Origin of the sequence: Cognatundibacterium rugosum (assembly GCF_014284365.1) — a bacterium.
GTDB lineage: Bacteria > Pseudomonadota > Gammaproteobacteria > Burkholderiales > Burkholderiaceae_D > Undibacterium > Undibacterium rugosum.
In genome coordinates this window covers 37,473-60,235 of the sequence record NZ_JACOGG010000005.1, presented here as the reverse complement: position 1 = coordinate 60,235, position 22,763 = coordinate 37,473, and the positions used below count along the sequence as shown (strand labels likewise).

The 22,763-nt window shown below is 50.9% G+C and carries 21 protein-coding genes; 10 read left to right on the top strand and 11 right to left on the bottom strand.

Features of this window, described 5'->3' with window-relative positions:
• The first annotated feature begins 88 nt into the window (after positions 1-88).
• Complete coding sequence (gene fliE, locus H8K47_RS06030; RefSeq protein ID WP_186880523.1) at positions 89-454, top strand: flagellar hook-basal body complex protein FliE; 366 nt, start codon at positions 89-91, stop codon at positions 452-454.
• A gap of 35 nt (positions 455-489) precedes the next feature.
• Here the strand turns inward: fliE and H8K47_RS06025 are convergent, their stop codons facing one another.
• The 8 genes from H8K47_RS06025 to H8K47_RS18605 form a co-directional block, all read right to left on the bottom strand.
• Entirely contained in the window at positions 490-1,248 is a 759-nt protein-coding gene (locus H8K47_RS06025) for a flagellar brake protein (RefSeq protein WP_186880522.1), read from the bottom strand.
• A gap of 57 nt (positions 1,249-1,305) precedes the next feature.
• Positions 1,306-1,599, bottom strand: a complete 294-nt coding sequence (locus tag H8K47_RS06020) for an EscU/YscU/HrcU family type III secretion system export apparatus switch protein (protein ID WP_186880521.1) — start codon at positions 1,597-1,599, stop codon at positions 1,306-1,308.
• A gap of 84 nt (positions 1,600-1,683) precedes the next feature.
• The gene (gene fliK / locus H8K47_RS06015) at positions 1,684-2,799 is read right to left on the bottom strand and encodes a flagellar hook-length control protein FliK (protein ID WP_186880520.1); all 1,116 of its coding nucleotides are present in this window, start codon (positions 2,797-2,799) and stop codon (positions 1,684-1,686) included.
• 5 nt (positions 2,800-2,804) lie between these two features.
• On the bottom strand, positions 2,805-3,140 hold the full coding sequence (locus tag H8K47_RS06010; RefSeq protein WP_186880519.1) for a flagellar protein FliT: 336 nt from the start codon (positions 3,138-3,140) through the stop codon (positions 2,805-2,807).
• Between the two features lie 6 nt (positions 3,141-3,146).
• Positions 3,147-3,614: a flagellar export chaperone FliS gene (fliS, locus tag H8K47_RS06005; RefSeq protein WP_186880518.1), complete on the bottom strand. Its 468-nt coding sequence runs from the start codon at positions 3,612-3,614 to the stop codon at positions 3,147-3,149.
• Between the two features lie 22 nt (positions 3,615-3,636).
• Complete coding sequence (fliD, locus tag H8K47_RS06000; protein ID WP_186880517.1) at positions 3,637-5,652, bottom strand: flagellar filament capping protein FliD; 2,016 nt, start codon at positions 5,650-5,652, stop codon at positions 3,637-3,639.
• Positions 5,653-5,748: 96 nt separating this feature from the next.
• Complete coding sequence (locus H8K47_RS05995) at positions 5,749-6,120, bottom strand: flagellar protein FlaG (RefSeq protein WP_212681112.1); 372 nt, start codon at positions 6,118-6,120, stop codon at positions 5,749-5,751.
• Between the two features lie 83 nt (positions 6,121-6,203).
• The gene (locus H8K47_RS18605) at positions 6,204-8,000 is read right to left on the bottom strand and encodes a flagellin N-terminal helical domain-containing protein (RefSeq protein ID WP_186880516.1); all 1,797 of its coding nucleotides are present in this window, start codon (positions 7,998-8,000) and stop codon (positions 6,204-6,206) included.
• Between the two features lie 380 nt (positions 8,001-8,380).
• On the opposite strand from H8K47_RS18605, the gene H8K47_RS05985 reads away from it, so the two are divergent.
• From H8K47_RS05985 to H8K47_RS05950, 8 genes are read left to right on the top strand one after another with little or no spacing between them, the layout of a single operon-like run.
• A complete protein-coding gene (locus tag H8K47_RS05985) occupies positions 8,381-10,579 on the top strand; it encodes an O-linked N-acetylglucosamine transferase, SPINDLY family protein (protein WP_186880515.1) in 2,199 nt (732 codons plus the stop codon).
• On the top strand, positions 10,576-11,346 hold the full coding sequence (rfbF, locus tag H8K47_RS05980; RefSeq protein WP_186880514.1) for a glucose-1-phosphate cytidylyltransferase: 771 nt from the start codon (positions 10,576-10,578) through the stop codon (positions 11,344-11,346). Before H8K47_RS05985 ends, rfbF begins: the two co-directional genes overlap by 4 nt.
• On the top strand, positions 11,331-12,401 hold the full coding sequence (gene rfbG, locus H8K47_RS05975; protein ID WP_186880513.1) for a CDP-glucose 4,6-dehydratase: 1,071 nt from the start codon (positions 11,331-11,333) through the stop codon (positions 12,399-12,401). Before rfbF ends, rfbG begins: the two co-directional genes overlap by 16 nt.
• 11 nt (positions 12,402-12,412) lie before the next feature.
• Entirely contained in the window at positions 12,413-12,976 is a 564-nt protein-coding gene (locus H8K47_RS05970; protein ID WP_186880512.1) for a dTDP-4-dehydrorhamnose 3,5-epimerase family protein, read from the top strand.
• On the top strand, positions 12,973-14,199 hold the full coding sequence (locus tag H8K47_RS05965; RefSeq protein ID WP_186880511.1) for a class I SAM-dependent methyltransferase: 1,227 nt from the start codon (positions 12,973-12,975) through the stop codon (positions 14,197-14,199). The genes H8K47_RS05970 and H8K47_RS05965 overlap by 4 nt, the downstream gene beginning before the upstream one ends.
• A gap of 10 nt (positions 14,200-14,209) precedes the next feature.
• On the top strand, positions 14,210-14,707 hold the full coding sequence (locus tag H8K47_RS05960) for an acyltransferase (protein ID WP_186880510.1): 498 nt from the start codon (positions 14,210-14,212) through the stop codon (positions 14,705-14,707).
• 42 nt (positions 14,708-14,749) lie between these two features.
• Positions 14,750-15,589, top strand: a complete 840-nt coding sequence (locus H8K47_RS05955; protein ID WP_186880509.1) for an NAD-dependent epimerase/dehydratase family protein — start codon at positions 14,750-14,752, stop codon at positions 15,587-15,589.
• Complete coding sequence (locus H8K47_RS05950) at positions 15,586-16,239, top strand: LbetaH domain-containing protein (protein WP_230405113.1); 654 nt, start codon at positions 15,586-15,588, stop codon at positions 16,237-16,239. The genes H8K47_RS05955 and H8K47_RS05950 overlap by 4 nt, the downstream gene beginning before the upstream one ends.
• 188 nt (positions 16,240-16,427) lie before the next feature.
• Here the strand turns inward: H8K47_RS05950 and H8K47_RS05945 are convergent, their stop codons facing one another.
• Together H8K47_RS05945 and H8K47_RS05940 are read right to left on the bottom strand one after the other, a co-directional pair.
• A complete protein-coding gene (locus H8K47_RS05945) occupies positions 16,428-18,092 on the bottom strand; it encodes a GGDEF domain-containing protein (protein ID WP_186880508.1) in 1,665 nt (554 codons plus the stop codon).
• Between the two features lie 119 nt (positions 18,093-18,211).
• A complete protein-coding gene (locus tag H8K47_RS05940; RefSeq protein WP_186880507.1) occupies positions 18,212-18,859 on the bottom strand; it encodes a response regulator in 648 nt (215 codons plus the stop codon).
• A 207-nt stretch (positions 18,860-19,066) separates the two neighbouring features.
• Between H8K47_RS05940 and greB the strand changes: the two genes are divergently transcribed.
• Positions 19,067-19,618 carry a transcription elongation factor GreB gene (gene greB, locus H8K47_RS05935; protein WP_186880676.1) on the top strand — a complete coding sequence of 184 codons (552 nt, stop codon included), beginning with the start codon at positions 19,067-19,069 and terminating at the stop codon, positions 19,616-19,618.
• An 88-nt stretch (positions 19,619-19,706) separates the two neighbouring features.
• Here the strand turns inward: greB and H8K47_RS05930 are convergent, their stop codons facing one another.
• A complete protein-coding gene (locus H8K47_RS05930) occupies positions 19,707-22,577 on the bottom strand; it encodes an Rne/Rng family ribonuclease (protein ID WP_186880506.1) in 2,871 nt (956 codons plus the stop codon).
• Between the last annotated feature and the right edge of the window lie 186 nt (positions 22,578-22,763).

The following is a 22,763-nucleotide window of genomic DNA, read 5'->3' as shown; positions in this document are numbered from 1 at the left end:
GCATGGTTCCTGTTATGCAAGTGCCCGTAAGCGCCGCATGGCAGGGGAAATCAGGCGCAGTAAAAGACAGATTGAATAGGGAGTTGATATGAAACTCGCAGGCATAGATAGCAGCCGCATTGATGCGATGGTGGCACAGTTGCGCAGTGCAGCAGCGAAAATGGAGGCTGGCGCTGGTGTCAATCAGGCTGGTGCCGCGACTGGGGCGGCGGCAACGACAGCGCCGCAAAAACTGGATTTTGCAGATGCCTTAAAAGCGTCGCTCGATCAGGTGAATGAGGTACAAATGAGCTCGCAGGAACTGGGGCGAAAATTTGCATTGGGTGACGATAAAGTCAGTCTGTCCGACGTCATGATCTCTATGCAAAAAGCAAATATCTCATTCCAGACTACAGTGCAGGTCAGAAATAAATTGGTATCTGCATATCATGACATCATGAGTATGCAGATTTGATTGGCAGGGGATGGTGGCGAGACGGAGAGGGCGGGTCAGCGTATGCCGGTTAGTTTGGAATTACGCTCGCGCTCCAGTTTCATGATGTAACGCTGCACGCTGGCCAGCACCGCATTCGACAAATTGATGAACTGGCAGCCAACACGGCGATTCGACTTCCCATTCAGTAAAACCAGCTCCTGAGAATTTCTGATCTGCAGGCTCACGTCAACTAAGCCTATACCTGGTAATTCCACCTTGCAGTGGTCGTAGGTTGTGCCTACGGTCACATCGAGTATTTTTTTCTCATCGAGTACAGCAATGCCACCGCAACTGATGTCCACCAGCGTCAGCTTCAGTGTTTCTATCCGGCCATCGACTTCGACCGGGAAATTAGCTTTGATTGGCGTGGAAAGTGGCGTGTTGATGCGGTAGTACTCGCGTCTTTGCAGGCGTATCAATGTAGCCGGAATGGGAAATTGCAGCGAAGGCCGGTTCTCAAAGCTGGCAATGCTGACTTTGTTTGCAGAGAATTGAATACCTATCTTGTCCAGCAAGCCCTCAAACGAGATACGATTTGCTTCTGCTATACGCTGGTTCGCCAATTGACCAGGTGCGCTGTCCACGATGACCAGATTCGCTGCTTCGTCGATATGCAGAATAGAGGTGATAAAAACCTCAGCCCCCCCGTTAATCAGCATGCTGATTAACTGGTTACTGTCACTTAGCCCACGTAGCAGTGCAATAATTTCTCTGCGGGACTCGACTTGATAGGGACTTTGATTCTCTGTCCCAAGAGTGGGGGTAAGTTGCATATTTGTGTTGTTATTGTCAGTAAAATGAAGTCATACAAAAGTCAGCGTGGGTAGATATCACTTTTGCTTGTTTCCAGACTTTTCGGCTTCGATATGGTAAAGCCAAGCGAGCAGTTCTGCAACTGCACGATACAGAGCAGGCGGAATATCCTGATCCAGCTCCACCCGCATGAGTAAACTCGTCAATTCTTTTGATTCATGCACATGCACGCCATGTTCCCTGGCTTTGAGTATGATCTGTTCTGCAATCAGGCCCTTGCCCTTAGCGACAACCTTGGGCGCGCCTTCACCCTCATGATAGGCCAGTGCCACGGCATTTTTAAGTGGCAAATGATGGGGCTGATCATCCATGGTGTATGAGTGTATCTTTTATTGCTAAATTAAACTGGATAAACTGAACAAGTTGGCTGGCGTACTGCACATCACTGTATGCCTTCAGGCTTCATCCGACTTAGGTGCAACTGCCTCAGAAACTTGCAATCCGGATATTTGCATGCCAGCTGCTTCAATGGCCGTTCTTAAGCTGCGCTCATTCGCTGCCAGTGTCAATGCTGAAGATTCAACGGCGGAGATCGCGATTTGCACTGTGTTTTGATGTAATTGTAGTTTCGCGTCCAGCTCGCCCAGTCCCGGCAGCGTCATGCGCAAGTGGGTATGCCAGATTTCAGTTGGTGGTGTAGTAACAATAGTCTGATGTGGCGACTCTCTGGTGATCACCCATTCCAGCGGTTGACCGGGAAATAATTCGCCGCGCCATTGCAATTTGTCTTGCTCAAGCAGTTGTAGCTGATTTTGAATCAATTGCTTCAAGCTATCTGTATATCCACTTTGCTCAGTGGCTTCCGGTGGAATCGCTGCCAGTAAGCTGTGCTGAGGCTCAGCTTCCAGTGCTTTCTGTTCCAGCTGTCCTTGTGCCCAGGCCGCAATATGCGACTCATAAAACAAGCCGCTTTGTGCTATGGCCTTTTTCATCGTATCTGCCATTAAAGCGGGTTTGCTTAAGTCCTGAGCATCATTTAGCAAGGGTTGGGCGGCTAGAAGTTCTGCTCCTGACAGGATTTTCCCCTTATCTGTCAGTCGCAACAAAATTTGACTCAGCGGGCTGAGTTGGGTGACGCTGCTGGCGTCAGTTTGCGCCAACTGCAAAGCCAGACTTGCACTCAGCTGTTCGGGGCTGATTCTGACCCACTGCGCTTGTTGACTATTGATGTCGGTGTGTAAATTCAGTGTGTAATGCGCAACATCGAGTGGCTGAGCGGGATTTTGCAGGCTGATATGGATAGTTGGCGTGAGCGTCAGCAAGCGGAAACTGAGTTTGTCGGCACCCGAAAAACTGGCCGGCAGCTTTAAGCTGGTACTCAGATCGCCAATGCGTATGGTCGTCAGCTGATCAGGATTGGTGCCCAAAACTTCAGCCTGAGCAGGCTGGCCCAATGCCAGTTGAGCAAACTTCAGATAGGTGTTCTGATCGCCCGCTTTGAGTGGCAGTGCAGAACTGATCGCCTCGACAGCGGAAATGGGCTTGTACAAGCTGTCAAGGCGCACAGGCATGATCTTCAGGCCGCGTTACCGGTCCCGTAAGCAGTATTGACTTTCAGGGCCGTATTTGAGCTGCGCATCAATTGTGATAGTTCCGCCATCCACGGTTCGGTGATATCGCGAATTTCCCTGTCGTCCGCCAGGATTTTTTTAATGACCCGAATTTTTCTTTCTTTTAACTCAGGGGAGAGCGGTGTTGGTGTATCAGCTGTCTTAATGGCTTCCACTTTCAATGAACAATCACTTTCCAGCAAGCTTAAACGTTCCCAGTCCCGGTCCCGCGCAGCATTGAGCATCTGATTGGTCAGAGACGCGACATTTTCATATAAGGAGATAATTTCTAAGCTTTCCATTCTGAATCAAGCCTCAAAAACGTGAGTAGGACGTGGTTGTAAAGGGTCATGCATCATGACTGGAGCTGTTTCCGCTGTAGTTGCCTGGGGAGCGATTGCATCCCAGGCAGATTTCAGATCCCGCAATAATTTTGATACTTCGATCAGTGCATCTTCGCTGTTGTTGAGATTGGCCAGCAGCAATTGCCTGGTCATGTATTCATACAAAGCATCGAGATTCAATGCGATTTCGCCACCAACCCGCTTATCGAGACTGGCCCGTAAGCCGTTATCAATAATTGAAATTGCCTTAGAAATGGATTTGCCTTTTGCGGCAATATCGCCGCTTTGCATTTGTACCTGTGCGTTATTAATTGCAACGATGGCACCTTCAAACAGCATCACGATCAGTTTATGAGGTGACGCGGCAATCACACCGGTTTCAACACCTATTTTTGTATAAGCATTCGCGCCATTTGCTGATGAACTAAACATGGGAATTCCTTCGCTTTATCTTTTACTTGTTAGTGGTGCCGTTTAAAACATTAATCTGCTGTGTCAGAAAATTCTGGGTCGCGGTCATGGAACTTACAATTTTGTCCAGCGCAGAAAACTGAGCCTGATACCTGGCCTGGGTGGCTGCCAGTCGTTTATTGATGGTGTCAGTCTGCTTTTGCAGGTCTTTGATTGAGGTGTTAATACCGTTTGTGGCATTGGTAATAGAACCATTTGCGCCGACAAAACGACTTAGCGTCGCATTCAAATTAAATGCATAGCCTTGAGAAAAGTTTACGCTGCCGCGATCACCGGTGGAGCCGCCACTGATCAGAACTTGTATGCCCGCAGAGTCCGACCCGGCGGAACCGGTCAGCGTCTGCCCTGCACCAATTGCGGTCACGCCGTTTAAGGTTCCGATGACGTTTTTGCCGGGTGTGCCGGCATTCACAACGCCAGTCAGCTGATCTAGCCCGGTGCCTGATTTATTGGTCAGGCTGATATTTGAAGTGGACCCATAGCTGCCTGAGGTTATATTCAAGAAGCCATTGGAGTCTATCTTGGTGCTAATGCTGATACCCTGAGCGCTAAAACCAGCGGTGCCATTGACGGCTGACTGTATCATGCTCGCCAATTGGGTCGCAGTATAAGTGCCGGCGGTCAGGTTCACATCAGCAGCGACACCATCGATGGAAAACGATAGGGTAGTACCGCTGGCAATGGTAGTCGGGCCGCTATTTAAGTTGAGGCTGCCGGTCAGATTGCCCTGTGTCGCCAGTTGACTAATATTGACTGCATAGGAACCGGGTTTGGTGTTGGGGCCTGCGCCGACGAAAGTAGTCAGGCTATCGGTCGTCTTACCTGCAGCCGCAAATAAGCCCGCCACATCACTGAAGTTGGCGCTCAGTGCAGCCTGTAATTTGCTTGAATCGACTGCGAGTGAACCATCTTTTTGGAAGGAAATGCCTATTTGCGCCAGATTGGTCAGGCCACCACCCAGTCCGGCAACGGAATTGGTCATCACGCTGCGTATTTGGTTTTGTACTGACTGTACTGTTGCATCACCCAGCAAAGCCCCAGCAGCTTTAGTCGCCGGGTTGTAGGAGGTAACGGAGGTGATGGTGGAATTCAGACTATTGTATGCATTCACGAAAGCGGTGATGCCGCTTTGTATCTGGGTCGTATTCGCAGTCAGGTTAACGGAAGTCGTGCCGACTTTCTGTGCTGTGATCGTCACGCCCTGAATCGCGTTTGACACGTTATTGCTGGCGCTGGTGACAGCGATACCATTTACCGTCAGATTGGCGCTTTGCGCATTCACGACTTCTTTAAAATTCTGTGTCCCGGCCGGATCATAGTTCATCAGGCTGGCCAGCGAACTATCTCCTGTCGTGGTGATTTTCATGCTGGATGTCGCACCGGTTTTGCTGGAATTGAGTACCAGGTGATACGGTGTGGCGCTGCCATCACCAACTATCGAAGCTTGTACACCGATTTTCGCAGCATTGATGGCATCACGTATGCCTTGCAAGGAATTGTTTGTGCTGTCTATGGTAACCGTGCCAGTCGCCTGGGTAGCATCCTGATCGAAGCTCGCACCTGTGTAAACACCGGACGCGGCGGTGCCGGTGATGGTACCAAACTGAAAACTGATCGTTGTGCTGGTCCCCGATCCTATCGGTGTCGTCGTGCTTACCTGACCAGCGCTGGAAATCGTTTGTGACTGCGCGATTTTGCTGACGTTAATATTGTAACTGCCTGCGACAGCGGTGCTGTTAGCGGATGCACTGGCGACCGATGAATCGGATACAGATGCATTCAGATTTTTGAATGTATTCGTGTTGTTAAGGGTGGCAAGCGCGGTTTGTAAAGAACTTAGCGCACCATTGACAGTGCCGAAAGCAGTCAGGTTTGCCTGATAGCTAGCCTGCTTCTTGGTAATGTTGACCAAAGGCGTACTTTCAGCCTGCATCAGCTTACTGATGATGCCGCTCACATCCAGTCCAGATCCGACGCCAGTTGATTGAATTGTAGCCACGTGATTCTCCTTAATTAGCCATCACTTTATCAAATCAACGACCGACCCAATCCGGATGACAGAGGGGTATTTATGGGTCAATTTCTGAAAAAGCCATTACGCCTGCTGTTTAATCAGCAGTCCTTGTAACTTATCCAGAGATTTTGAAATTTCAAGTGCTTCTTCACTTGGAATCTGACGTAACACTTGCTTGGTTTGCTGGTCGATAATTTTAACAACCACCTTGTCACTGTCTTTATCGACACTGAACTGCAAATCCTGAGAAAAAGATTGCATGCTTTTATTGATGTCAGCGACAGCTTTAGTGACCTGGCTAAGGTCTGGTGCAGTGCCGGACTCGGTTTTGGTGTTTGCAGTACCTGGGAGTCCACTGGTATTTCCGACACGTTGCGCATCAGAACTGATGTTCACTTTTTCACTGATCAGTTGTCCTGATTGCACCGAACTGCCAATCGATCGGATGTCCATGATCATTTCCTTAAAGTAGTATCCCCCGATCATGATGACCGGGGGAAAATTTACATCATACTAATTGTAGCTGCTGTTGGGGATTAGCCGCGCAGCAGAGCCAACACGCCGTTAGGTGCCGAGTTAGCTTGCGCCAGAATCGCCGTACCAGCCTGTTGTAATACCTGTGCACGGGTCATATTCGCTGTTTCCGATGCGAAGTCAGCATCTTGAATACGGCTACGTGCAGAAGATAAATTCTCTTGCGAAGTTTGCAGACTGGTCACTGCAGAAGTGAAACGGTTCTGGAACGCACCCAAAGAAGCGCGGGAGGAGTTCACAGACGCCAGTGCAGAGTCAATGGTTGCCAGCGCTGATGTTGCACTTGCTGCCGTGGTCAGATCCAGAGAGGATAAACCACCACCAACTGTTACTGACGCAGAAACTGCCGTTGTGCTCAGACCAACCGAAGTTGCGCCTACACCCGCAGCAGCAGTGGTAGTACCGGCACTCAAGCCAGAGGCTGTCAGACCACCTGCTGTACCTGCAACTACAATATTGCCTCCAGTCAGGGATTGTAATTTCAATGTGCCGTTGGAGCTTGCAGTAGCAGTGACACCTGTTTTTGTCGCAGACGCATTGATCGCGTCGGCGATGTTCTGGCCTGCGATCGCCGCTGTCGCGCCACTGGCAACTGCACCAATATCAAAGCCGTTGATGGTGATACCGCCTGCTGACAAACCGGATGTAGTCGCTGCACCACCCGCTGTAACGCTGGTTTCCGACCCATTACTTACCTGAATACCTTTGGAGTTGCTGGATGTCAGGCTGACCTGCGCAGATACGGTTGAAGTGGTGGCACCACTGGCGGTACTTGCTGTCAAGCCGGTCAGCGCATCAACTGTGGCTGCGCTTGCGGTTCTTTCTATGGTGATATTGCGGCCATCGGAAGCGGACAGATTCACTGCGCCTGTTGTAGTGTCATAGCTGGCAGATACGCCGGATTGTGCAGATTTGGCATTGATCGCCGCTGTCATTTGGGAGCCGCGCTCTACAGCGGTACTTGCAGAAGCCACTGCGCCAATATCAACACCGTTGATTTTGATCGAGCCGGACGTGATCGCAGTCAGACCACCGCTGCTGACTGCAGTACCGGCAACGCTGTTTGCATTCGCGACTGCAGATACGCCGGTATTGCCGGACGCAGCATTGATCGCTGCTGCTTTGGCAATCGCGCTACCGTTGGAATCTTTGTAAGAAACGCCGTCCGCGTTGGATGCACCTATGCTTACGCCGTTAATGATCAGGGAGCCTGCACCGATCGCATCATTGGTATTCGATGCGCCAGCCAGAGTTGCAGAGTAGCTGGAGCTGGAGCCTACGCCCAGGGAACTTGATTTTGCACTGGCGATCGCACTGATCGAGATCTGATCGTTAGCGGTGCCGTTTGCACCAACCTGGAAAGTCTGGTTGGAGAAGGAGCCGTCCAGCAGGTTCACGCCATTGAAGTTAGATGTGCTGGCCACACGATTGATCTCAGAGATCAGCTGGCTGGCTTCATTATTCAGCGCTGCGCGGTCAGATGCACTGTTAGTACCGTTGGATGCCTGAACTGCCAAGTCACGGATACGTTGCAAGTTGGAGCCGATTTGCGATAAATCGCCCTCAGCGGTTTGCGCGAGAGAGATACCGTCGTTCGCATTACGAGCTGCCTGGTTTTGACCGCTCAGTTGGGAAGTCATACGTTGGGCAATCGCCAGACCTGCCGCATCGTCTTTTGCGCTGTTGATACGCATACCGGACGACAGGCGCTGCATCGCAGTGGACAAAGACGCTTGAGAAGTGTTCAGATTGCGTTGAGCATTGATCGACGCAATATTGGTATTGATATATGAAGCCATGTTGATTCTCCTTACCTAAGTTATTCAATTCGGCGTTTGAGCCTCAAACTTTGGTCTGTCTTGTTGACTGTTGCACCGCCGTTGTAAAGGGTAACGGTCAGGGTTTGAAAACTTTTAGGAAGTTACCGCAAATAAATATTATTTTTTTTGCTTAAGTTTCCCTGTATTTTCCGTTCTACGACAGATTTTTTAAATACTTTAGGGTAATTTGCACCGTAATCTTGCCTCTGTTTTGCTGATTAAAAAGAAATTTTCTCGATAAAATGAGGGCGTCAAACTGGCTTCTTGCACATCTGAGCTGCGATTTCTGAGTTGCATCATAGCTGTTGCAGGAGTTTTTGCTACATTTTCCATGTCAGGACTTGAAAGAGGTCGTTATAGTGAAAACAATTAATCCGCAGAAATTTCTGTCTGAAGCCAAAGCAAGTTTCAAAAATGGTGATATCACCCATGCCGCTGAGCTATGCCAGCAAATTACCGCACGCTATCCGCTGAATGCGGATGCCCATTATGTGTTAGCTAAAATAGCTATACGACAAAACGACTTTGCGTCTGCCTGGCATGCGTTGAAGCAGGCTTTTGCAGGCAGCGCGGCGGCGAAAGTCGACGCTGATGCCTGTTACGACTTAATGAATGCACTGATCGAAGCAAAGAACTTTGCTTTGCTTGAGCAAGTCAGTGTCTGGCTGACGACAGTTTTGCCACGTGACCCATATGGCTGGGATTATCTGGCAATCAGTCGTATAGAGCAGCAGGACTTTGATCGTGCACTTGAGGTTGGCAAGCGTGCCGTCGCGCTGATGCCGCAAAATGCGCATATACAGGGAAATGTGGGTGCTGCGCTCAATGGCTTGCAACGTTTTCCTGAGGCGATACAGGCTTTGCAAAGAGCGATACAGTTAGATCCGGGGCTGGCCAATGCACACAATAATTTAGGTAACGCCCTCAATGGCAATGGTCAGCAGGACGAGGCGATTGCTTCTTATCTGAAGGCAATCAGCCTGAATCCTCAGGTGCCTTTCTTTTACAGCAATCTGGCTGAAGTCTATACAGAGCAAAAAGAATACGATAAGGCGGAAGAGAGCTATCGTAAAGCGATCGCTATCATGCCAGATAATCCAATTGCAGTACCTGCATTGATTGATGTACTCACGCTGAAAGGAAAAGCAAAAGAGGCGATTGATTTTGCGGAAGTCGAAATTCTGAATCAGCCACGCAATTCAAAAATCTGGGCCGCCTATGGCAATTCCTTACAACGAGCCAGTAAACCCGACAAAGCGTTGGACGCCTATATGCAGGCGCTGGCCTTGGAAGCGGATCCGCAATCTAAATTCAGTCGTAAGATCTACAGCTCCTTGCTATTCGTGTTGAATTACCATCCGGATTTGCCGGCAGAGGTGATTTATGGCGGCTATGAGGAATTCGAGCAGCGCTTTGGTGCCCCGTTCCGCAACGAGTGGAAGCCTTTTTCAAATCAGCGTGATCCGGGCAAGAAGCTGAAAGTCGGCATTGTCTCGCAAGCTTTTTACAACCAGGTCTGCCGTTATTTCCTGTTGCCGATGATGGAGCATCTGGATCGTGGCAATATCGAAGTCTTTGCTTATTCGGATCCACCGATGGAAGACGTAGTAACGGAAAAGTATAAGGCGTGCACAGATTACTGGAGAGTGACGAATCATATGTCGGATGCTGAACTGGCTACCCAGATCCGGAATGATGGCATTGATATTCTGATTGATATAGGTGGACATTCGACTGACAACAGGCTGGGTGTATTTGCGCGCAAACCTGCACCGGTTTCCTTGCACTGGCTAGATTTCGGCTACACCACAGGATTAAAGGCGATCGATTACTACGTCACCGACCAGTATTCGGTGACCGACCATTGCGATCATTTGTTTTCCGAGAAGATCTGGCGTCTGAATGGGCCTACTATCGTATACCGCCCCGATCTCGGTGTGCCGGAAATGAGTGAGCCGCCATGCCTGAAAGACGGTATTGTGACCTTCGGCAGCCTGTCACGCGCCAATCGTATCAATCATAAAGTGATTAAGGTGTGGGCGGCTATCCTGGATGCGATGCCGAATTCGCGTCTGGTCCTTAATAGTGGTGATTTCCATGATCCTGGTATTCAAGACGAAATGGCAAAACGCTTTGAGGCTTATGGTATCGAGCGTTCCCGTCTGGATATCGGCTATGCATCACCTTCCTGGGTACCTTTACAGAAAATCGATATCAGTCTGGACTGCTTCCCACATAACTCAGGAACCACCCTGATTGAAAGCCTGTATATGGGCATACCCTATATCACCTTAGTGGACAGGCCCAGTGTCGGACGGCTGGGGGCCAGTATTCTGCATGCAGCCGGGTTCCCCGAGTGGATCGCAGAAACCGAGATGGAATATGCACAAAAGGCATTGATATTGGCGCATGACATCGAGCGGCTGGTGCACTATCGTCAGACGATGCGCCAGACGATGCGTGAATCCTTGCTGATGAATGAGCCGGCATTCGGGCAGAGTTTTGATCATGCTTTACGTCAGATGTGGTTGCGTTATTGTGAGGATAATCAGGTATGAAAGCGGTGATTTTGGCGGGTGGCCTGGGTACCCGGATTTCTGAAGAAACCCATCTGCGTCCCAAGCCCATGATAGAAATCGGTGGCCATCCTATTTTGTGGCACATCATGAAAAGCTATTCAGCGCATGGTGTGAACGATTTCGTGATCTGCTGTGGCTATAAGGGTTACATGATCAAAGAGTATTTCGCTAATTATTTTTTGCATATGTCGGATGTGACCTTTGACATGCAAAACAATCGCATGGAAGTGCATGAGCGGCATGCCGAACCCTGGAAAGTGACCTTGGTGGATACCGGTGAAGAAACTATGACAGGTGGGCGTTTAAAGCGGGTTGCCCGTTATATACAGGATGAGGAAGCATTTTGCTTCACGTATGGTGATGGTGTCTCGGATGTGAATATTGCAGAGTCTATACGCTTTCACCGTGAACACGGTAAGGCTGCCACCGTCACTGCCGTATTGCCGCCGGGCCGTTATGGCGCGCTGGAACGTCAGGGCAATCAAGTCGCCGGTTTTACAGAAAAACCACGCGGTGATGGCGGCTGGATCAATGGCGGCTATTTTGTGTTGTCGCCCGACGTGTTGCGGCTGATTCCGGATGACAGTTGCAGTTGGGAGAGTGAGCCGCTGAATCAGTTAGCCAGTCAGCAGCAACTGATGGCCTTCGAGCACAGTGGTTTCTGGCAGCCTATGGATACCTTACGCGAAAAAAATATGCTGGAAGAGTTATGGAATTCCGGAAGGGCACCATGGAAAATCTGGTAGCCAGACCGCGTCTGCCAGACCCGGCGTTTTGGCGGGGTAAGCGCGTTTTACTGACTGGGCATACCGGTTTTAAAGGAGCCTGGCTGGCGCACTGGTTATCTGCAATGGGGGCACAGGTCCATGGGTTGGCGCTGGCTCCGGCAACTTTACCTAACTTATTTGAAGGGTTGTCGCTGCCGGATCTCAGGCATCAATTGGCAGATATTCGCGATGTTGAAACAGTCAAACGCAGCTTCCAGCAAGCGCAGCCGGAAATTGTACTGCATCTGGCCGCCCAGGCGCTGGTCAGGCCTGCGTATCAGACGCCGCTTGAGACCTTATCCAGCAATGTGATGGGAACGGCACATGTGCTCGATGCGATGCGGCTGACGCCAGGCGTGCGTGTGGGGGTGATGGTGACGACCGATAAAGTTTATAAAAACCTGGAGACAGGTCAGGCATATCCTGAAACCGCTGAATTAGGTGGGCATGATCCTTACAGTGCCAGTAAAGCGGCCTGCGAGCTGGTGATTGCCAGCTACCGCAACGCGTTCTTGCAAGAGATGGATATCCGGATTGCGTCGGCAAGGGCGGGCAATGTGATTGGCGGCGGCGACTGGTCGCAGGACAGATTATTGCCCGATGCGGTCAAGGCCTGGCATCTGGAGCAGGAGGTATTAATACGGCGCCCTGATGCAGTACGGCCCTGGCAGCATGTGCTGGAGCCCCTGTGTGCTTACCTGTGCCTGGCAGAATCGCTGTGGGCTGATGCGCGTTTTGCCAATGCCTGGAATTTTGGTCCCGACAGTGCAGCTAGCGTCCGGGAAGTGGTACAGACGGCGCATGCCGCATTTGGTCGCGGTGAGCTACGTTTTGCGACTCAGCCAGAAGGTCCGCATGAAGCTGGTTTGTTGGCTTTAGATGCTAGCAAAGCGAGAGCTGAACTGAATATTTATGGCCGCTGGCAACTGACTCAAACGGTGCAGCGTACGATGGACTGGTATCAGCAGTTTTATCAAGGTGTGCCCGCGGCACAGCTGTGCGACCGTGATTTGCAGGATTTTCTGCAGGCCTGAAAGGAAAGAACATGGCTCAGAGATTTGAATTAATAGAAACTCCGCTCAGAGACTTACATTTGATTCAGCGTCTGCCACTGGGGGATGAACGCGGTTACTTCCAGCGCCTGTTTTGCGCGGAAGAACTGGCCATGTTTGGCTGGCGTGATCCTGTGCAGCAAATCAATCATACCTATACCAAAGACAAAGGCAGCGTGCGCGGATTACATATGCAATTAGCACCGCATGCTGAGGCGAAATTGATTACCTGTCTGCGCGGCGAAGTCTGGGATGTGGCGGTGGATTTACGTGCCGGTTCGCCCACTTTCCTGCATTGGCATGCGGTACATCTGATTGCTGAAAAAGCTTGTTCATATTTGATACCGGAGGGCTTTGCACATGGCTTTCAGACACTCAGCGATGAGGTGGAGATGTTGTACTGCCATAGCCGCGCGTATGCACCGGACAGCGAATTCGGCGTCCATGTGCAAGACCCTCGTTTGCAAATCCATTGGCCATTGCCGATTAGCCGACAATCAGAGCGCGATCAGCAATTTCCGTTTTTAGATCACCAATTTCAGGGAGCAGGGCGATGAATTGCCGACACTGTGGCCAGGCCTTAACGCATACTTTTCTTGATCTTGGCACTGCGCCTCCTTCGAATGCCTATTTATCTGCGCAGCAGTTGCAGCAGGCTGAAACCTGGTTGCCGCTCAGGCTGATGGTATGTGAACAGTGCTGGCTGGTACAAACCCTGGATTTCACCGGCCGTGAAAATCTGTTCGATGCCGATTATGCGTATTTCAGTTCCTGCTCATCAAGCTGGCTCGCACATGCACAGCGTTTTGTGCAGGATATGCAGCAGCGCCTGAGGCTGAATGCAGATAGCCATGTGGTTGAGGTGGCGGCCAATGATGGCTATCTGCTGCAATATGTACAGCAGGCGGGAATTCCTTGCCTGGGTATCGAGCCGACCGCCAGCACGGCTGCCGCAGCGCGTGACAAAGGCTTGACGATACGTGAAGAATTTTTTGGGCTGGCGCTGGCAAAACAGTTATGCGGTGAAGCTCAGTCAGCGGACTTGACGGTGGCAAACAATGTGCTGGCACATGTGCCGGATATGAACGACTTTGTGGCTGGATTTACAGCCTTGCTCAAACCCCATGGGGTAGCCAGTTTTGAGTTTCCTCATTTACTGAATATGGTCAGCCTGAATCAGTTTGACACGGCTTATCACGAGCATTTTTCTTACCTCTCCTTACTGGCAGTAGAACGTATTTTCAGTAGTCAGGGATTAACTGTCTTTGATGTCGAACAGCTACCCACCCATGGTGGCAGTTTGCGTGTGTTGGCTCAGCGATCCGATACCGGGCAGCGTGAGCGCAGTGAGCGGGTGGAGGCTTTGTTGCAACAGGAACGTGAGGCGGGTGTTGATCGCCTGGCCTTTTACCGTAAGGCGCAATTACGTGCTGAGAACACCAAATATGCTTTACTTAAATTTTTAATTGCGAGTCGTGAGCAAGGCGTGAAAGTTGCCGCTTATGGCGCTGCTGCTAAAGGGAATACGCTGCTCAATTTCGCCGGCGTGCGGCCTGACTTATTACCTTATGTGGTCGATATTAATCCGCATAAGCAAGGAAAATGCATGCCAGGCAGCCGGATTCCTATCGTACATCTGGATCACCTGATCCAAGACCGGCCGGATTTTGTGTTGATCCTGCCCTGGAATCTGGAGCAGGAAATCAGTGCGGACTTACACATGGTATGCAATTGGGGGGGGCGCCTGGTGTTTGCGATTCCGGAATGGAAGATAGTGTAAGAGGCTGCCTATGATAGAAATTCATCCCGAGGCTGTGGTTTCCCGTTTGGCGGACATTGAGGATTCCGTCAGAGGAAGCCGTATCGTACTCGCCGCCCGTGCGGTGATCGATAGCTTTGTCAAAATCAAACCGGCAGGTGGTAGCGGCGATCTGTGGATAGGGGAGCGCAGCGTGATTAACTCTGGCTGTGTGCTGTATACCGGCAATGGCATCCGTATTGGTGCGGATGTGGCTATCGCTGCGAACTGCACTTTCGCACCAGTGAATCACGCGTATATGGCGCGTGATGTCCGCATCAATCAGCAGGGTTTTTTGCCCAGCAAAGGCGGCATTGTGATTGAAGATGATGTGTGGATAGGTGCGAACTGTGTCTTACTCGATGGCGCGGTGCTACGTCGGGGCTGCGTGATTGCTGCTGGTTCAGTTGTGCGTGGCGAGGTACCTGCCTACACAATACAGGGCGGGAATCCGTTGCGGAAATTGGGCGAGCGCGGTGTGCAGGTTTAGCCGGGACTGAGCTGACGGCACTGAAAGAAAGGATGTAAACACATGGGCAATATCTCAAAACGGGTTGCGACCCTGATCGGAGGCCGTGGCTTCATCGGTCAGCATCTGCATCGTCGATTGGTGGCTGATGGCTGGGATTGCTGGATGCCGGAAAAAAATGATCCAGGATTGTTTCGTCTCGATCTGGGTACGGTGTTTTATTGTGCCGGTGTGACTGCTGATTTTGCACAGCGTGGGTTTGATTGTGTGGATGCGCATGTCAGTTGTCTCAATCAGATACTGCATCGCGGTGTATTTCGTAAGCTGGTGTATTTATCATCGACCCGCTTGTATGACCAGTCTGCCGCAGCGTTGTTATCAGAATCTGATGCTTTGCAGCTGAATCCGCATCATCCACGGCACTTGTTTGATTTGTCTAAGGCATTGGGTGAATCCCTGTGCCTGCAGCTTGGACAAAATAAGGCTAACGTGGCACGTTTATCCTGTGTGGTTAGTCAGGATCTGCACGCAGAGGGATTTCTCGCATCGCTGCTACAGAAAGTCGTCCTTCAGCCAGTTGGCGAGCCGCTGCGCATCGAGTCCTCGCGCCAGTTTGTACGTGATTATGTGATGATCGATGATGTGGTATCTGCATTGCTGCATTTGGCCGGGTCGGAAACGGGTGGGATGTATAACGTGGCCAGTGGTACCAATACCAGTAATGCTGCATTGTTTGATGCTATTACGGAGATCACTGGCGTGACGATAGCCGCCATGATTGCCAATAGTGAAGCGTATGTGCCGCCTGGGCAGATTTCAGTTGTAAAGATGCGTGATGAATTTGGATGGACAGCAAGCAGCGTATGCGAGCAGTTACCATCTATGTTGAAAGGAAAAATATGATCAGTCTGTCGGGTATAGACCGCAGCAGTTTAATGACATATCTGGTGCGACAGCTGGAGCATTTTTTTCCGGATGGGCAGCAGGATTTGTCAGTCAGAATAGACAAAGATTTAGACCAGGCACTGGCGCGGCTGGAAGTTTGTATCAATGCCGTCAGGATGTGGCGACCCGGCGAATTCGATTACCTGCATTCCAGTCAGTACACAATTTTTTTATATTTTTTGTCGAATACCATATGGCGCAACCGCCAGGATAAACAGCTGTGTACCAAATTGTTTTATCTGAATAAGGCGCTGAATGGCATCGATTGTTTTTATGAGATCGAATTGCCGGAAATTTTCTTTATCGGTCATTCCGTTGGCATCGTGCTGGCGAAGGCGAGTTACGCGAATTATCTGGTGTTGTATCAGAACTCAACAGTAGGCAAAAACCACGGTGTTGCACCGGTGCTGGAAGAGGGTGTGATTTTGTATCCGAATACGGCGGTAATAGGGCGTAGTCTGGTCAGAAAAAACAGCGTGATCAGCCAGGGTACCAGCATCATTAATCAGGAAACGCCGGGCAATTGCCTGGTATTTGCGGGAGAAAACGGCAAGCTGCAGGTGCGGGCGAACGAAAAGAATATTCTGGCTGATATTTTCAGGCTTTAGCTATTTTGACGCGTTAACGAATTCGTCATCATGATTTCAGACTGAGTTGATGGTATTCGGAGCGAAATTTTTCAATGACGACAGTTTGATATGTTTCTTCGCACCGATGCTTGGCTGAGCAGGCTGGCTTGCCCGATAAACTATCGTGCAAGCCGCTGACAAGAAAATCCCACGCATATACGTTTGCTTCAGCTTGCTTTGACGACCCGGTTCTTGCCAGTCTGTTTCGCCTCATACATTGCCTTGTCTGCGCGTTTAATGACCTGCTCCTGAGGCTCACGTGAACCGCGCAAGGCTACACCCGCAGAGAAGGTGATAAACAGCCTTTGATCATTGACAGTAAAGAAGTGCTTAGTCAGTTCGCGTTGTACCCGCATCATGGCTTGGGCGGCTTCTTCAATTTCTGTTTCTGGCATGATGATAACGAATTCTTCACCACCATAACGTGCGATGACATCAATTGAGCGCAGCGTTTGTCTCACAATACGTACCAGATGTACCAGCGCATCGTCACCGGCCGCGTGGCCATGGGTATCATTCAGTTTTTTGAAATTATCCAGATCGAGTAAGGCAACGCAGAGGGGGGCATTGCGGCGGTCGGCACGGTCAGCTTCGCGCTCAAAGATATCGTCCATACCGCGACGGTTCAGGCTGCCGGTAAGCTGATCTTCACGCACCAGTTCACTCATATGTGCCAGTTTACTTTCAAGATCTTTAATCTTCGCTTCTGCTTCAGTGACTTCCTTTTGTGCGGCGACGATAATGTCACGTGAGCGCAGGGTTTCAGTTTGTACGGCTTTGGTATCCAGCAAAATTTTACCGATCACGCCAGTCACCTCATTGGTTGATGTGGCAGTGCTGAGCTGATTCGCATACAAGTCCATCTTATTCTGATAAGTGGAGGTGCTTTCAGCCATGGCGGATAAACGGTCGATAAACGCTGCCATCATGTTTTTGACTGAGGTTTTCGATTCGGCGATACTGTTCTTTAAGCTGCCTTGTTTGTAGATGACATCTTTTAGGCTGCGTGTTGCTTCCTGTAAGGCGCGATGGTCTATCGGACCTGCAATCAGATTCTGTACCACCTCTATCTGTCCGCGCAGCCAGTTATCGTTATCCAGTAAGTCGTGTATGTTGGTCAGCAACAGGTCAAATAAACGGAGTAATAATTCTTGTTGTTCAGCCGTATCGCCACTTTGCAGTTCTATCTGAAAACATAAATGTTTGAGGCGTGCACCAATCTGATTTAGTTCATTTTCAGTTTCAGCATCACGTACGGCCAGGCCCAATGCGTCGGATTCATTGGCCAACGGCGGATTTGGTTTGAGTAATGAGCTCAATGCCAGACTCAGGGTGCGATATAACAAGTCTTTCAGTAATTTAGTCCTGTTGTCTGTGACGGCGACGTCATCCACCAGTGAAATACTAGCTATGCTTGTGGCGGGCACCGGATCATCAACCAGGCTGATTTGTGGCGCAGGCTTACTGGTCATGCGCTCAGTAAGCGCACGCAGCTCCCGTTCGTAGGCTTCCCAGTTGTCATTGCTGAGCGCGCGGCTCAGACGTTGGCCATAAATCGTGTAGTCATTTTGCGAGCTTTGTAAATACTCGGCAAAACTGCTTAATAATTTTTTGGCCTGCTGGTTGCCAGCAGTTGGCGTTGCCTCGGCCGTTTCCGGAGGTGATGCCGGTGGCAGCGCGGCGGCAGGTGCCTCGGTACCGGCAATTTCATGGTACAACTGACTGTAAGCCTCAGGCGTCGGTGCAATTCGCTGTATGGCAAGTTGGCGGAATGTCTCGCGTGCGATATCAGTTGGCGTTTTGAATTGCGGATTATTATTTTTTGTTGACATATTGCCCCATCTACACGCGGATGATCAGATTGACCTGCTAACCGGCTTTTCAAGTGCCTTTGCCCGACTGATATAGGTCAGTCAGGGTTTTAGACATTAGTGCGCAGGGTCTGGCAGTATTACTCGACCAGTTGATTTTTAATCGCGTAGTGAGTTAACTCTGCATTGTGCCGCAATTTCATCTTCAACAAAATCCTTGAACGGTATTCACTGATGGTTTTTACTGACAAAGATAAGTCTTTAGCAATATCGCTGACCGATTTTCCGGATGCGATCATGGTTAAGGTTTGAAATTCCCGGTCGGATAAGGTTTTATGCAGGGCGTCTTCGTGTTCCTGATTCAGGTTGTTGGCCAGTTCCTGAGCCAGTTGAGGGGTGATGTATTTGAGACCATTCGCGACCTGACGTATAGCTTGTAACAGCTCATCGGTGGCACATTGCTTGTTCAGGTAGCCTGCAGCGCCGGCTTTGAGTGAGCGGATGGCATATTGTTCTTCTTTGTGGATGGAAAACATCAATACCTGCACGTCGGGCTTTTCAGACTTAATTTGCTTGAGTACTTCGATACCGTTTTTATCGGACAGCGCGATATCGAGTAACATGACCTTGTAATCAAGTTGGCGTGACAGGCGGATGGCATCCAGCCCGGAGGCTGATTCACCTGCAACCGCAATATCGTTGGTGGCAGCGACTATGCTTTTGATCCCTTCGCGGACTACCGGATGGTCGTCAACGATCAACAATTGAATAGCTGCGTGTTCAGTCATGCAAATTTCCGTTTCTAAGTCGGTATCCCTGGCACGGTTTCACATAAAATCGTGCGGGTTACAGTAATTCCTGGGGGCTGGCGGGTTATTATCGCGCCGACTGCGCTATGTGCAGTCATGTGATGTTCACTTAGTATTTTATAAGGGATGCAGAAGCTGCGGTAAGAAGACGACAATAAATTTGATCTAGTTCGATACATGGTAATGATGAGTAAAGCATTTGTGAAAGAAACTGAGCAGGACGAGGATGATGATTTTGGTGCACCCGCGATTCCTGCCGGTTCAAAAAACTATATGACGCCTCAGGGGCATCAGCGTATGAAGGATGAGTTTCTGCGGCTGATCGATGTAGATCGTCCGGAAGTCGTGAAAATAGTCTCATGGGCAGCTTCGAACGGTGATCGTTCAGAGAATGGTGACTATATTTATGGCAAACGACGGTTGCGTGAAATCGATCGCCGCATACGCTTCCTGAGTAAGCGTCTGGACGTGGCTGAGGTAGTGGATCCGCGCGTGCATCATGGCAGTGATCAGGTATTTTTTGGCGCGACGGTTGTGTATGAAAATCAGGATGGGTTAGAGACGACCGTGACGATCGTAGGGATTGATGAATTTGATCCGCTGAATGGTCGCATCAGCTGGATCTCTCCGGTTGCGCGCGCCTTGACCAAGTCACGCACTGGTGACACCGTCATGTTGAAAACACCAGCCCGGGTCGAGGAATTAACCATTTTGGACGTGAACTATCCGGTCGCATAAACTCGCTGAATGAAAACAACAGGCCGGTCACATCGAGATGTGCCGGCCTGTTGACTGATGCCGCCAGGATTAGGCGGCTTACCCTTTATTAGCCTGGTTTGCGTGTTTCAACCAGGATCAGCGGTTCATTCGAAGCCGCCGGCAAAGGCTTACGCTCACGTGGAACACGTGGCGCAGCAACGATGTTGGCGGCTGCTGCTTGAGCAGCGCGATGCTTCTCAGGATCGGTGCTGGCCAGCACCAGGCCGGCTGCACTCAGCATGGCTTGCAAATCTGCCACAGGCATCACTTCTGTCTGTTTTGTCGCAGCAACAGGAGTGAGCTTGACTTCGACTGGCAGCACTGCTGGCTGTTCGACAGGTGTTGCCGGTGCTGCGGTAGCCGGAGCAGCATCAGTGGTCGCAGCAATATCAGCAACAGGTGTTACCGCTGCGGCTACGACTGCTGCAGGCTGCACCAGCTCTGTAGCAACTGCAGGTGCTGGAACTACCTCTGCTTCGGTCGTTACTGCCGGTGCTGTCGGGGTCACTTCTGCGGCCACGAAAGTTGCCACGACTGTTGCAGTTACTTCTGCCGCTGCGGGTGTGTTGATGGTTACTGCTTCAGTTAGAGCCGATACTGAAGGCGCTGCTTCTGGTGTGGCTTCAGCTTTAGCCTGTGTCGCAGCTTGCTGTTCAATAGCGACGTCAGCAACGGGTACAAAGCTTGCGCCTTCATGACCTTCGCTGCCTTCATTTTGCTCTGTCAGATCGCCAGCTTCGCGTTCGCGACGGTTACGGTTACGTCCACCGCGACGGCGACGGCGACGACGTTCTTCGCTTTGTTCGCCTTCCGCGCCTTCTGTAATGCTGACAGGTGTATTGGCCGGGATCAGCTCCAGTGGAACCGGGTCTGCATGTTTTTGCAATACGGGTTCTTCCTGCTTGGCTTCGGTCAACAAGGCTTCCTTGCGCTCTTCACGCAGACGCTGCTGACGCTCACGGCGGCCTTCCTGAGGTTCGCGCTGTTCACGTGGCTCACGTTCTTCACGCGGAGGCTTGGCTGCTTTAGGCGGACGGCTTTCAGCTGGTGCTGCCGCTTTCGGTGCTTCTGCCTTTTCTGCACGGGCATTGGCAGGACGCTCTTCGCGCTCTTCACGATTGCGGCGATTGCGGTTGCGTTGGTTATTGCGACCACTGCGCTGGCGGTCACGTTCTGCGGATTTGTCCTCAGTGACTTCAGGTGTAGCAACTGGGGCAGGCTCAGATTGACCAAACAGGAAGCCAAAGATTTTGCTGAAGAAGCCTGGCGTCGGTGCGCTGGCAGGGGCAGCCACGGGTGCCGGTGCCACTTCCTTGCGTTCGACGATCGGTGCCTGTTCAGGCGTAATGCTCTTGACGACCGCTTCCTGACGCGGTTTGACGTCTTCTTTTTGACGCTTGTTGTAGCCGATATCCGTGTCCGCCTGTTCAGCCATGGCATAGCTGGCATGATGATCTTCCAGGCGTGGATCGTCATGCTTGAGGCGGTCCAGTTTGTAGTGCGGCGTTTCCAGATGCTTGTTCGGGATCAGAATCACGGTGACACGGTGGCGGGTCTCGATTTTCAGGATCTCGCCACGTTTTTCATTCAGCAGGAAGGCTGCTACGTCGACCGGAACCTGGACATGGATCGCGGCGGAATTTTCTTTCATCGCCTCTTCCTGGATGATGCGCAGGACTTGCAGGGCGGAAGATTCTGTATCGCGGATGTGACCAGTACCATTACAACGAGGACAGGTCACATGGCTGCCTTCAGACAGGGAAGGGCGCAGGCGTTGACGAGACAATTCCATCAGGCCGAAACGGGAAATTTTACCCATCTGTACCCGTGCGCGGTCATAGCGCAGCGCATCTTTGAGGCGTTGTTCGACTTCACGCTGGTTTTTTGCGTTTTCCATGTCGATGAAGTCGATCACGATCAGGCCACCCAGATCGCGCAGACGCAACTGACGTGCAACTTCTTCGGCAGCTTCCAGATTGGTGTTAAACGCTGTCGTTTCGATGTCGCCACCACGGGTGGAGCGGGCTGAGTTCACGTCCACAGATACCAGTGCTTCGGTATGGTCAATCACAATCGCGCCACCGGATGGCAGCGGTACTGTGCGGCTGTAGGCAGTTTCGATCTGATGTTCGATCTGGAAGCGTGAGAACAGTGGCACGTCATCACTGTAGCGTTTGACGCGGTGTACCATATCTGGCATTACATGACTCATGAACTGCTGAGCCTGTTCATAGATGTCGTCGGTATCGATCAGGATTTCACCAATGTCTGGCTGGAAGTAATCGCGGATAGCGCGGATGACCAGCGAGGATTCCTGGTAAATCAGGAAGGCGCCTGGTGCGGATTTGCCGGCACCTTCAATTGCACGCCACAATTGCATTAGGTAGTTCAGATCCCATTGCAATTCGTCGACATTACGGCCTATGCCTGCGGTACGGGCGATTACTGACATGCCGGTCGGCAGGTCCAGTTTGTCCATAGTTTCACGCAGTTCCTGACGGTCTTCACCTTCTACGCGACGGGATACACCACCACCACGCGGATTGTTCGGCATCAGCACCAGATAGCGACCAGCCAGGGAGATGAAAGAAGTCAGCGCCGCCCCTTTGTTGCCGCGCTCTTCTTTCTCAACCTGCACCATGATTTCCTGGCCTTCACGCAGCGCTTCCTTGATGGTCGCATTGCGAACATCTATCCCTTCTTTGAAATAAGAGCGGGCGACTTCTTTGAAGGGGAGGAAACCGTGACGTTCTTCGCCGTAGTTGACGAAGCATGCTTCGAGGGAGGGTTCGATGCGGGTGATAACACCCTTGTAGATATTGGACTTACGTAGTTCGCGACCAGCAGTCTCAATGTCGATATCAATGAGTTTTTGCCCATTAACGATGGCAACGCGCAATTCTTCTTGCTGCGTTGCATTGAACAGCATACGTTTCATGTTTTACTCCGTGACCTGTTGGTCATCTTTTGTTGCTGCCTCAAGTCGTGAGGCTCACAACTGTACTGATACGGGATGTATGCGAGGACGGAGAATCTGAAGGGGTGGGGAATGCCTTTGGCGCAGCAGAATGCACAGCGTACTGAACCACGATACGCAAGTATTCATTCAATGTCATTCTGCTTC